This is a genomic window from Neobacillus sp. BF23-41 (genome assembly GCF_041106275.1).
The window spans coordinates 1-13,118 of sequence record NZ_JBGBPR010000011.1; the positions used below are offsets into that span (position 1 = coordinate 1).

Consider the following 13,118-nt stretch of genomic DNA (forward strand, 5'->3'; position numbering starts at 1 on the left):
TTTTTGTGAAATGGACACAGAAAAACCCGAATAAGGGACTTTTTATAAAGTGTCCATTATTCGGGTTATAGTTCAATAAAAGTGGGACAGCGATGTTTTGTAAAATTAAATTTCGAGTTTCCTTGTACCAATCCATTTCACCATTTCAGGATCTCTATGTGAAAAGAACAAGCTCTGTTTCGTGTCTAACGTAGAGATCTTCTCCATATCTTCATGGCTTAACTCGAAGTCAAAGATATTGAAGTTTTCGATGATTCTTTCCTTGCGAACAGACTTTGGAATGACAACGACTCCTCTTTGTGTCAGCCAACGTAAAATCACCTGGGCAACAGATTGATTATGCTTTTCCGCAATTGAAACTAACACTTCATTCTGGAAGATATCATTTTTACCTTCAGCAAAAGGTCCCCAAGACTGTATTTGCACATCATTCTCTTTCATGAATTGAGCACTTTCTATTTGCTGGTTGAAAGGATGTGTTTCCACCTGGTTAACAGCAGGAATCACTTCATTATGAATGATTAAATCGATCAAGCGGTCTGGATGGAAGTTACTCACTCCGATAGACTTGATTTTACCTTCCCGATACAATTCCTCCATCGCACGCCAAGAACCGTGTACATCACCAAATGGCTGATGTATTAAATACAAGTCTAAATAATCCAACTGCAGTCTTTCTAGTGATTTTGCGAATGCATTCTTTGTGCTCTCATAACCAGCATCCTGAACCCATAGTTTTGTGGTAATGAACAATTCCTCTCTTGGTACTTCACTCCGCTTAATTGCTCTACCCACTGCTTCTTCATTTAAATAAGAGGCAGCTGTATCAATCAGACGATAGCCTGCCATAAGAGCATCGTAAACGGCTTGTTCACATTCTTTTGGATCATTCATTTGAAACACACCAAAGCCAAGGATAGGCATCTCTACGCCATTGTTTAAGATTACTTTTTGCATCTAAAAATCCTCCTGTTTTATAATAATGTTCGTTAAGACATTCATTTTTATTAAAAGAATGTAATTACTCCGCTAGGAATTGTACTTTATTATTATGCAACAAATGATAAGGCAACTGATATCCAATTCCTATCAAATCTTTGCCTAATCCTCTCGCCACCACTTTCGCCCACCTAAAGAGTATATAAAACGCCTGAAGGAATCCTATAAATAGAACAAGGAGCAGCGGCCTTAGACCGCTGCTCCTTGTTCTATTTATTGCCCATTTACATTTCCCACCATGATGATACAGGAATAGAGATCGATTCGACTAAAGGAACCCTTTTCACCTGCTCTTTTTTTTCAAATAATAAAGACTCCTTTTTATTTCCTTTTCTACTTTTTGAAAAAACGTCTCCAAACCCTTATTAGCCCCACCCTCTAATACTCGCTGACCTGCCAAAGCGAGGGCACCTGTTACCTGTGCTTCAGCTTTACAGTTTAGTTGGGTCATCCTTTGTTGATCATTAAAATAAAGTTCAGCTTTGCCGGAAATTTCTCCGATATTACCACTTCCAATTACTTGTAATTGAATGATGGAGGATGGCTTCTTCTCATGGAGTCGAATCTCAAGGACAAAGTGATCTTGAATGGGGCCCATTTTTATCTCCACTTCAGCTTGGTATACACCTCTGGCCACTTCTGAAAAAGACTTACAACCAGGGAGTGAGTTCCGGAGCACCTTTTCATCCTTGATATATTTCCAAACAATGTTCCTTGGCAGCCCGAATGTGTATTCGTACTCGAATTTCACTGTTTCCCCCTCCAATTGACCACAAAAATTACAATCTATTATATGTATTCAATTGGATTGTGAATGGTTAAAAGGAACTGAATACGCTGTTTAAGGAACAGATAGCTGCTCTTTATTATCATTCCTTTTTTTATGCTTGGCCGTCTAAGCGGTAAGAAGGACTAATCTCGCCGCAAAACCAATAAATTTGTCTTTCACAACTATCACGATGAGGAATTCATCTCTGATTCTCCTATTTGTTTGTAAAAAAAACCTACTTCCACCGGGAAATAGGGTCTTACTCTTTTCAAATGAGTAAATGATATTTTATTGTGAGAGTAGCTGCTGCGCAACAATATAACCTGATCCGCCATTCACACCATGCCCAGGCCAGGTTGCGGCACCGAGCATATAGACATTTGGAATAGCTGTCTGATGACCCGGCTGCCCTGGTAATGGTCTAAAAAGATAGCTTTGCGCCAAATCGTGCGCCCCGCCGTAGGGATCCCCGGGTCCTGAGTTCGGGTTAAACCTGGCAATCGTATCCGGTGTGACGACGTATTTTCCGATCACCGCACTTGGGATGTTTGGTATATGCTTGCTCACCACATTTAGCACGCGTTCTGTGAACCGCTCGGTTAAATCATGCGTCCATGTACCATCTCCGACATCGATAAGGTTAGCCGCATCCCTACGTGGACGGATGGGCACTTCCAGCACTTGAATGCGCATGATTGCTTTTCCTTCTGGTGCTCTCGTTGGATCGAGGTTGGTAGAACAATCGACCGTAAAGGTAGGGTTGGACGGAAGCAGATTGGCCGCCCCTTGGGCAATCGCTAGAGTAAATCCGTCCAGTCCATCCGTTAGATGCGGCTGCCCGACACGGTTAAACCGTTTATCTGGCCAGTTTGGCGGCTCACTTAGTGCTAGATGAATTTGGACGCAGCCACGGCCATATCGGTACTGTTTCGCTTGTGCTCGAAGTGGTGGTGAAATCTCCGTATCGGCCAAGAGCGAGAGATAGAGCTGATCAGGTGTGGTTGAGGCCACGACTGCTTGCTTGGCACGATATTTTTTCCCCTTTGAAGTTCGGACGCCAATCGCTCGACCGTTCTCCACTAAGATCCGCTCAACATGAGTATGCGTAAGAATTTTGCCGCCTTGATCCTTTATCAGTTCAGATAATGTTTGAACCAGTTTCTCACTGCCGCCTTCAGGTATCGGCATCCCTCCGCCCATCAGTGCCATCACCGTCAGAGGTACCCAAATCCCGCTTCCGACTTCATCCGGCGTGCGGCCAAGGTGTGTAACCCAGGAGGCCAGCATTGCCCGTGTCACTGGTGACTTTAAAGAACTGACGGTATTACGGGCGGTTGAAACTAGCGAGGCAGCGAAAGGCGAATAGCCCGCCCCGCCCCCTTCGTGAAGCAAGCGCTTCAGAATCGGGGCAGCTTCAGGACTGGAGAGATCCATATTGAATAATCCAAATACATCGTTAACATATGGATTTAACTGTTCAAACATGCCAGCCAGTGCTGCACCGTCTCCGGGAGCCAGCCGTTGCGCCTCAGCGATGAGCTCTTCAAATGAACTCGGCAGGACAGCCGTTCGTCCGTCTTCCATCGAAACACCGGTCGGCAGGTCCGTATTTATGTATCGGAGCCCGCGTGCTTCTAGATCCCCTCTTAGTTCAGCGTAGGCTGGTCCGGTTGTAAAGAGAGGATGTGCAGCAGCAAACACATCATGTTTAAAACCTGGCAGCGTCAGCTCTTCGGTGCGCAGAAATCCTCCCGGGCGATCATTTTTTTCTAAAACTAGGACGCTGCGACCCGCGCGCGTTAAATAGGCAGCCGTAATTAAAGCATTATGGCCGCTGCCAATCATAATGACATCAAAGTTTTCCATCATATCGCTCCTTTAATAGGATCAAGCCATATCTACGTAAAAAGATATTCTGGAGGATGGATACTAAGTACTAAATCTAGTACATTTTTTAAAATTTTTTAGGCGGTCTCTACCTTTAGTTCCCTTTAATAGGCCAGTTTATATAAAAGTTCAGTTAATAGTACAATCCCTGTTTCTAACTCTTCCAAACTCGTAAATTCTTTTGGAGAATGGCTGATTCCATTTTTACTCGGTACAAATAGTAAAGAAGTGGCGCAGACGGGACCAAATACTTGGGCATCATGTCCAGCACCCGAGATTATTCCTTGATAACGGTAGTTTTTCGCCTCTGCTAATTCTCGAGCCCACGTACACATCTCCCCATCCATCTTAACCGGCTTTACATCCATCCACTGGGAGATGGTCACTTCCATATTTAAGTTTTCGGCGAATCGTTTAAACTCCGCGAAAATCACGTCACAATAATGGTCCACCACAGCGTCCTGATGATGTCGAATATCCAGGCTGAACTCAACCTCACCTGCAACTACATTCGGTACATTCGGTTTGACGTTTAACCTTCCAACCGTTGCGACTAATTGAGGGTCAACATCTTGCGCTTTTTCTGTTAAAAAAGAAATAAAATGGGCCGCTGTGCTAACTGCATCCTTCCGATATTGCATTGGAGTCGTCCCCGCGTGGTTACTTTCTCCCTTGATTTGAACCGAATAACGGCGTTGTCCGACAATATGGGTCACAATCCCGATTTGATTCTGATTTTTCTCGAGAATCATTCCTTGTTCAATATGAATCTCCACAAACCGTTCCACATCATCCCGAACAGGAGGAGTATACTTTTCCGGATCAACCCCCGCTTGTTTCATCGCTTCTAAAAATGGAATTCCCTCTAGGTCCTTGACCTCTTTCACGCGGTCAAGTGTGTAATCACCACTGATATTTCTCGACCCCCAAAAGGCAAGCGGAAAACGACTTCCTTCTTCTTCGCATAAAGAGACGACTTCTATCGTTTTCTTTGGGTAACCATAGGTTTGAAATAGCCTTAATACAGCGATGAAACTGGCAATGATTCCATAGGCACCATCGTATTTTCCACCATCTACTACCGTATCGATGTGAGAGCCGGTCAAGATGGTTTTCCCATTTGATTCTGTACCTGGTAATCTTCCAAATAAATTTCCAACACTGTCAAAATACGTATCTAGTTTCGATTGGTCCATTTTACTTTTTAACGCCAGCTGCGCATCGAGCCAGGATGGAGAATACAAAAGTCTTGTCACACCCCCATTCTCCGTTTTTCCAAACAAAGCAAGCCATTCAATCATTTCTCCCACATGACCTTTTTTCAAAAATTGTTTGTCTCCTTGAATGGCCATCCATTTCACTCCTCAAAAATAGTTATGTAATGTTATGTTATGATTCCTTTACTAAAAAAAAAGCCTATTTCCTTAAAGAAAATAGACTCTAGAATCGATTCACCTCTTATAAAAATTAAAACAACTTATTTATGTCATTTTCAGAAACCAATACCACTTTCCCGCGTTCATCTTCTTTTTTAATTTCGTACAGACCATTTTTATAATCGTATATGATCGTATATACATCTCCAGCGAAAAGAACTTTGTCATTCGTGCCCATATGAAGCCCTCCCTAATATTTATATATAGATAATTTAATACAATTATCTTTGTGAGTCTCCATTTTTGTTACCTTATCTTACGTAATATTTGCTTGTAGAAAATAGACTCGAGTATACAATTCTCATCTTTATCCCTGATTAATATCCCGCATAAATCCTTGCAGCCTTCGAATGAGACCTCCATTTCCAAATCGGATAAATTTCTGTTGGTCCTTCACAATTCCATAATCTTTACTAAAATCTAAAAATTTCAATATGAAGATACGGCGATATTGAACGCGTTCAATTCCAATTCCGTAAAACCACTGGTCAATCGTATTATAAACTCCCTTATTTAACCCATATTGTGAATGACACCATTGAAAAAACTGTAAGTCCGGCAGATTTAGATATTCACTTTTTTCTAAGGAATTCTGTTTTGTTGTTTTTAAGTGAATCCCTACAGGACGAGAATTTGAGGTATGCATCATGAATATCCTCCTTTTAAGTATTGATGCGGTCCTATCCAAATAATTTTTTTCTTGCGAAAAAATACACTTGTTAGTCTAGTAAAACTAGACTGGATCATGACAAGCAACCCAATGCCCTGTAGCAATTTCCCTAAATAGGGGCTGTTCTTCCCGACAACGGGCAGTCGCTGCTGGGCAACGAGTATGAAAACGGCATCCTGTTGGAGGATTAGCAGGAGATGGGATTTCCCCCTGAATGGAAATTCTTTCTCTAGGACGGGTTGGGTCGGCATAGGGTATCGAGTCAATTAACCCTTTTGTATAATGGTGGGCAGGATGCAAGAACATTTCTTCACTCGTTGCAATCTCAACCAATTGACCCAAATACATCACACCAATGCGATCAGATATATGACGAACGATATTTAAACCGTGAGCAATAAATAGATAGGTTAAATCCCGCTTACGCTGTAAATCTTGTAATAAATTTACAATTTGAGCCTGTACAGACACATCTAACGCCGAAACCGCTTCATCTGCTAGAATAAACTGAGGATTAAGTGCGATGGCTCTTGCTATCGCAATCCGTTGCCGCTGTCCTCCTGAAAATTCATGTGGATACTGATCGTAGCCATTTTTAGTTAATCCAACTACATCTAATAACTCTCGGACTCTCGCCTCCTTTTCTTTCTCACTAAGTGATTCATGGACTCGAAGGGGTTCTCCGATAATGTCTCCTACTTTCCAACGGGGGTTGACTGAGCCGTACGGATCTTGATAAATCACCTGCATATCCTTCCGCATTTCACGTAATTCTTTCGCACCAAGCGCTGACAAATCCTGTTCTTGAAAAAATACCTTTCCACTAGTTGCTTTCTCTAACTGTAAAAGAACTCGCCCTAAGGTGGACTTTCCGCTTCCAGATTCCCCCACAAGTCCAAAAGTCTCCCCTTTTTCGATCGTAAAGGAAACCTTATCGACTGCTCTTACTTGGGAAGGATTTCGCGAAAATACACGCTTGCCAATCGGATAAAATTTACTCAATTCTTCAATAGTAAACAACGGTTGACGGGTTTGTTCTGATCCGGTTTGAACTACTTCTTTTTCAGACCATACCTCTGTGTTAATTTCTACTCTAGGCTGTTTCCAATTATCTGTCATGACTAAATCTTCTGCGTGCCAGCATGCGGTTTGGCGGCCATTCACTTCTAACAATGGAGGTGATTCGACAGAACAGCGTGCAGTTGCAAACGGACAGCGTGGATGAAACTGACATCCAGAAGGTAATTGGGATAACCCTGGAATAGACCCTTTAATGGAATAAAGTTTTTTACTTCGATCACTATCCATTGTCGTAATCGATTGCAACAACCCAAAGGTATATGGATGGTGTGGCAACTCGAACAATTGTTTGACGTCCGCATGCTCAACAATTCTTCCCGCATACATCACAATAATCCGGTCGGCCATTTCTGCAGCAACGCCCATATCATGGGTAATTAAGAGAATCGACATTCCAAACTCTTCTTTTAACTCTTGAAGAAGCCTAAGGATTTGTGCTTGTATGGTGACATCGAGTGCTGTCGTTGGCTCATCTGCAATCAGTAAGTCGGGACCACAGGCCAATGCCATGGCAATCATTGCCCGCTGCAACATACCTCCAGACAACTCATTGGGGTATTGTTTCATCCGCATTTCCGCATCCGATATACCCACCTGCTTCAGTAAATAGAGCGCACGCGCTTTCGCTTCTGATTTACTAGATTGCTTATTTTCAAGGATCGTTTCAATAATCTGACTTCCTATTGTAAAAACAGGATCGAAAGCGGCCATTGGTTCTTGAAAAATCATCGCCACTTTTTTCCCGCGAATGGAACGAAGTTTTTTTTGAGGTAGATGTGTCAGATCAATACCATCTAGTACGATACTTCCATCTGCTATCTTTCCATTTTCATAATCAATCAGTCTCATGATCGTTTTGGATGTAACCGTTTTGCCACTTCCCGATTCACCTACTATACAGACAGTTTCACCCTGGTGAATATGCAAAAACACATCTTTAATGGCTGTAAGGTCTACATGATTATTCGTGAAATCCACTTTCAAATTCTGAATATCTAGCAGCTTCTCCATCTTTTGCTCTCCTTCATCTCATTCTGCTTGTTTTCGGATCAAAAATATCCCGAAGTTTATCTCCAATAATATTTACCGAAAGGACAAAAAGAGTAATCGCTAGCCCAGGAAATGTGGAGATCCACCAACCCACTGTTAAGTAACCTCTTCCCTGGGAAAGAAGTGCCCCCCAATCAGGGATTTCTTTGATCACGCCAAGTCCAAGAAAGCTTAATCCTGAACCCACTAAAATGGATGTTCCCAGACCAATTGTCCCCATGACTAACAGTGGTGACCAAGAATTCGGCAATATATGCCAAAGAAAAATCCGCCATTTAGGCGTACCAATCGATCGAGAGGCATCCACATATTGACGTTTTTTAATACTCATCATTTGTCCTCTCATCACACGGGCATACCCCGGGATAGACGCAGCCGCAACAGCTAAGACAATATTAAACAAGCTAGGTCCGAGGACAGCAGCAATGGCTAATGCCAGAAGAATACCAGGAATCGTCATCAAGATTTCGATAAACCTCATAAAAATGACATCAATTAAACCACCAATATATCCCGCAAGAGCACCTATCGCCCCACCTATTAATCCGCCAATAACTACTGAAGCAGCACCAATAATGAGTGAATCCCTGCTCCCATAAACAACAAGGCTAAACACATCTCTCCCAAAATAATCTGTCCCAAACCAGTGGGCTGCACTTGGGGCACTTAATATAAGTTCAGTGTTCATAAATGTTGGTGAATAAGGTGCGATCCATTTAGGAAATAGCGCACAAGCAATAATGAAGAACACAATAAAACCAGAAACATAGATAAATAGGTTCGATACGGAAAGGTTTGTTTTATATTTGGCAAAATTCCATTTTGGTATCTTCAGTACTGCTTTGGTATTCGTCACTTCTCTCATCGTCATCACCCCTTTTTTTAATGGTCTGCCTTTTACTGAGACCGGCGTACTCGTGGGTCAATAATCGAATACGAAAGATCCACTAATAGATTGACAATCACATAGACTATGGCGCTAAAGAAGACAACACCTTGAATCACAGGCAGATCTTTCGCCATGATCGCATCGGCCACAATTCTCCCAATTCCTTGTCTTGAAAATACGGTTTCAATCACCACTGTACCAGCCATCAGTTCTCCGATATTCAGACCAATAATCGTAATAGCTGGAATAAGTGCGTTACGAAGGGCATGACGATACATGACAACCCGTTCTGATAGACCTTTCGCACGCAGCGTGACAATAAATTGCTCATTAATCACTTCCAGCATACTATTTCGAACCATTCGAATAATTAATCCTGCCCCGACAAAACCAAGTGAAAGTGATGGCAGCACGATCGTTTTCCACCCCTCTGACCCCATAGCAGGAAACCAGTTCAATGAGACTGAAAATATAAGTATGAGTAAGATTCCTGACCAAAATGTTGGCATGGAAATGCCAAATAATCCAATTAAACGAGCGATGAGATCCATCCACTTATTCTGATAAATCGCTGACAACACGCCGAACGCAACCCCAATCACAACAGAAATAACCGCGCTAGCAAAGGTTAATGCGAGTGTTGCAGGAAAATGTTCTAAAATCTTAGGAAGGACTGGTTCGCTATTCATTAACGATTGTCCGAAGTCTCCTTGAAGAATATTGGTAAAATAGTGGATAAATTGCATGTAAAACGGTTGATCGAGCCCCAATTCCTTGCGCAAATTTTCAACCATTTCGGGTGTTGCAACAGAGGGATCAATCATAGAGAGTACTGGATCCCCCGGAAGCAAATAGTTGATGCAAAAGACAAGGATTAAGGAGCCTATAATCGATACAAATGCAGTCGAGATTTTTAATATCATCTTATGGACTAATGCCACATGTATCAGCTCCTCTACTCTTTATTTTCCAATCGTTACATCGTTAAACAATGGATAACCTAATGCATCAAATCCAATTCCATTTACCTTCTTTGATGCAGCAACAGTGTAGGGGAATACATAAATAGGTAAAATCCATGCCTCTTCAATAATTTTTTGCTGCACTTTTTTATAGATTTCTTCCCGTTTTGCTGGGTCCGATTCTATTGTTCCTTGTTCCAATAATTGATCCAATTCTGGGTTTGATCCTCCACCTAGCCCTTTAAATGCCGCCTCCTGTTCTGGAGTTTTTGTATGATAGATGGCACGCAGCGCATTTGGATCGGAATTTACTTGGCTATTTCCATACAAATCATAGTCCGCGTTTTGATAGACGACGGAGGCAACATCTTTGGTAATATTAATTTCCACTGCAATTCCAATCTCTTTCAATTGTTGTTGAATGATAATAGCGATATCATTTCGTTTCTCCCGGTTAGGAGACCCATCAACATAATTCAATGCCAATCTCTTGCCGTCTTTTACACGAATCCCATCTGCTCCTTTTTCATAGCCAAGTTCATCAAGGAGTTGATTTGCCTTTTTAATATCCGGCTTCACACTGCCTTCTAGCGATTGATCATATCCTAAAATTCCTGGTGAAAGTGGTGACCAAGCTCTTGCGTACGTGTTTAGATAGAGCGTTTTAACAATCGCATCCACGTCAACCGCTAGCTGCACCGCTTTTCGTACTTTGACATCATTCCATGGTTCTTTTCTTTGGTTGAAGAAGAGCGTATACGGAAGCCCGAGTGTATTTACTTGTAGCAATTGAGTTTTTGGATCATTTTTTAACGAAAGGATATTTTGTGGCGGTACTGTTTCGGCTGCGAGAACTTGCTCACTTTGTACACTGCCAATTCGGGTTGCTTCCTCTGGGATAATTTTAAAAGTAATTTTATCTATCTTAGGAGCACCTTTGTTTTCTACGATGGATGGAGCCCATTTGTATTCATTATTTTTCTCCACTTGAATGTCTGCATTTTCTGTCCAACTGACAAATTTATACGGTCCCGTTCCTACTGGATTTTTACCAAATTGATCTCCATATTTCTCTGCCGCTGTTGGCGATACAATCCCTAGTAAACCTTGACTGAGATTACTTAAAAACGATGTAGAAGGGGTGGAAAGGTTAATTTTGATCGTATACTCATCAATGACTTCTGATGATTCATATGGTTGGATTAACGCTAACGAATTGGCCGCTTTTGTTTTGGGATCAATGATCCGGTCATAATTGTATTTCACAGCTTCGGCATTAAAGGGTGTCCCATCGTGAAACTTCACATCCTTGCGCAGCTTAAAGGTATAGCTTTTTCCATCATCCGCTACAGTCCATTCTGTTGCGAGCCATGGTTGAATCGTATTGTCCGGTGCTAGCACAACTAAACTATCAAAAATAGTTCTAAATGCACGAACCGCTACCGCTAAACCGCTGCGATGAGGATCCAGCGTATCTGGTGAAGTAGCCAATGCATATGTAAGCTCTCCACCTATAGGCGCCTTCCCCTCATTCTTGCCGTTGGTTTCATTGCTGCTGCTCGTACTTGCACCACTGGAGCAACCCGCTAATAGGATTACAAGAACCGATGTAATCGTGAATAATTTCGTCCAATTTGCAAATAACTTCATTTCAGATTCACCTCAATTATTTTTTAATTGTTTCTTTTGCATATCGATTGATTGGATAAGGCAGACCAAGATTTCCTCGTAAAGTTTCTGCTTCATATTCTGTTCTGAAAAGGCCCCGGTTTTGAAGAATTGGGACGACATAATCGATAAAATTTGTTAAATCGCTCGGGATATTTGTACCGATAATAAATCCATCCGCAGCGTGTCCTTCAAACCACTCTTGAATACGATCCGCTACCTGTTCTGGGGTGCCTATAAATGGAGTTCTAGGTGTCGCTGAACTGAGTGCCACTTGTCTGAGTGTCAGGTTCTTCTCTTTTGCTTCTTGTTTAATCCGATCTGTGCCACTCTTAAAACTATTACTTCCTAAATCTCCTAATTCAGGAAAGGGTTCATCTAATTCATATTGAGAGAAATCGTGGTGCTCAAAGAATCTCCCCAAATAGGCAAGTGCCTTTTCGATTGTCACTAGGTTAGCAATTTCTTGATACTTTTGCTCTGCTTCTTCCTCTGTATGACCGATGATGGGCCCAATACCAGGCAGAATGAGAATTTCGTCTGGATTTCTACCAAAAGATGCTGCCCTGCCCTTCACATCTTGATAAAATTTCTGTGCCTCCTCTAATGATGGATGCCCAGTGAACACTGCATCCGCTTCTTTTGCCGCAAGATTTTTGCCATCCTCTGACGATCCTGCTTGAAATATTATAGGACGCCCTTGCTTGGAACGAGCAATATTCAGCGGACCTGATACAGAGAAAAATTCACCTTTGTGATTCAATTCATGCAATTTTTCAGGATCAAAAAACACACCCGTTTCTTTGTCCCGGACAAATGCGTCATCTTCCCACGAATCCCACAAGCCTTTCGCAACATCAATATATTCAGCGGCAATTTTATATCGTTTTGGATGGTCAGGATGCTCTTCAATCGTTTTACTGAAGTTTAATGCCGTTTTTTCTAGTGGTGAAGTCACCACATTCCAACCTGCACGTCCTCCACTGATGTGGTCTAATGACGAAAACTGCCTTGCAACATTGAACGGTTCACTGTACGAAGTAGACAGAGTTCCCGCAAGACCAATTCGTGAGGTGACAGAGGCCAGAGCCGATAGGATGGTAATAGGCTCAAAACGGTTTAAGAAGTGAGGAATAGAGTTCTTGTTAATATGCAAACCATCTGCAATGAAAACAAAATCAAATTTACCTTCTTCCGATTTTTGTGCTTGAGCTTTATAATATTCTAAGTTTACACTCGCATCTGATGGAACTTCCGGATGTCTCCAGCCTGAAATATTGCCGCCTACTCCATGAATAATCGTTCCAAATCTTAATTTTCTTTGTTCTGACATAACCATTTCCCCTCTCAATCTCTTATTCTTAGAAATCAATCCAATTAATCCTATATATTTAGTTGGTTTTATTCAAAAAAAATTCAACGGTGCTGTAAAAATGGAGCTAATGCCTTTTCAAGATGGTTGATCCCCACCTCGGTTACTCCTTGATAAATGCCGTCTTGACCAATTTCTACCACTGGTACATGACGAATCCCATATTTAACCTCTAATATATCGCGGTATTCATCGTGATTAGTCACATCAACCGTCTGATAATTCACTTGTTTTTCTTCTAAAAATTGTTTAACCTCTGAGCAATAGTGACAACCTTGTTTTGACCACACAACAACTGATAATGGATTTGACATGACAACTTCCTCCTAAAATTTA

Annotated in this window: 12 protein-coding genes; all 12 read right to left on the reverse strand. The window is 41.8% G+C overall.

The window, feature by feature from the left end:
* Nucleotides 1-105: 105 nt before the first annotated feature.
* Nucleotides 106-957, reverse strand: coding sequence for an aldo/keto reductase (locus tag AB7942_RS16910; protein WP_369447773.1), 852 nt, complete (start codon nt 955-957; stop codon nt 106-108).
* 325 nt (nt 958-1,282) lie between these two features.
* Entirely contained in the window at nt 1,283-1,750 is a 468-nt protein-coding gene (locus tag AB7942_RS16915; protein WP_369447774.1) for an SRPBCC family protein, read from the reverse strand.
* A 306-nt stretch (nt 1,751-2,056) separates the two neighbouring features.
* The gene (locus tag AB7942_RS16920) at nt 2,057-3,637 is read right to left on the reverse strand and encodes a phytoene desaturase family protein (protein ID WP_369447775.1); all 1,581 of its coding nucleotides are present in this window, start codon (nt 3,635-3,637) and stop codon (nt 2,057-2,059) included.
* 122 nt (nt 3,638-3,759) lie between these two features.
* On the reverse strand, nt 3,760-5,007 hold the full coding sequence (gene allC, locus AB7942_RS16925; RefSeq protein ID WP_369447776.1) for an allantoate deiminase: 1,248 nt from the start codon (nt 5,005-5,007) through the stop codon (nt 3,760-3,762).
* 115 nt (nt 5,008-5,122) lie between these two features.
* On the reverse strand, nt 5,123-5,269 hold the full coding sequence (locus tag AB7942_RS16930; RefSeq protein ID WP_369447777.1) for a hypothetical protein: 147 nt from the start codon (nt 5,267-5,269) through the stop codon (nt 5,123-5,125).
* Between the two features lie 129 nt (nt 5,270-5,398).
* Nucleotides 5,399-5,740, reverse strand: a complete 342-nt coding sequence (locus tag AB7942_RS16935) for a hypothetical protein (protein ID WP_369447778.1) — start codon at nt 5,738-5,740, stop codon at nt 5,399-5,401.
* Nucleotides 5,741-5,824: 84 nt separating this feature from the next.
* On the reverse strand, nt 5,825-7,852 hold the full coding sequence (locus AB7942_RS16940; RefSeq protein ID WP_369447779.1) for an ABC transporter ATP-binding protein: 2,028 nt from the start codon (nt 7,850-7,852) through the stop codon (nt 5,825-5,827).
* Nucleotides 7,853-7,865: 13 nt separating this feature from the next.
* The gene (locus AB7942_RS16945; protein ID WP_369447780.1) at nt 7,866-8,756 is read right to left on the reverse strand and encodes an ABC transporter permease; all 891 of its coding nucleotides are present in this window, start codon (nt 8,754-8,756) and stop codon (nt 7,866-7,868) included.
* Nucleotides 8,757-8,788: 32 nt separating this feature from the next.
* Nucleotides 8,789-9,703: an ABC transporter permease gene (locus AB7942_RS16950; protein ID WP_335402111.1), complete on the reverse strand. Its 915-nt coding sequence runs from the start codon at nt 9,701-9,703 to the stop codon at nt 8,789-8,791.
* Between the two features lie 39 nt (nt 9,704-9,742).
* Complete coding sequence (locus AB7942_RS16955) at nt 9,743-11,392, reverse strand: ABC transporter substrate-binding protein (RefSeq protein ID WP_369447781.1); 1,650 nt, start codon at nt 11,390-11,392, stop codon at nt 9,743-9,745.
* 16 nt (nt 11,393-11,408) lie between these two features.
* Nucleotides 11,409-12,743, reverse strand: coding sequence for an LLM class flavin-dependent oxidoreductase (locus AB7942_RS16960; RefSeq protein WP_369447782.1), 1,335 nt, complete (start codon nt 12,741-12,743; stop codon nt 11,409-11,411).
* Nucleotides 12,744-12,826: 83 nt separating this feature from the next.
* Nucleotides 12,827-13,096 carry a glutaredoxin family protein gene (locus AB7942_RS16965; RefSeq protein ID WP_369447783.1) on the reverse strand — a complete coding sequence of 90 codons (270 nt, stop codon included), beginning with the start codon at nt 13,094-13,096 and terminating at the stop codon, nt 12,827-12,829.
* Nucleotides 13,097-13,118 lie beyond the last annotated feature (22 nt).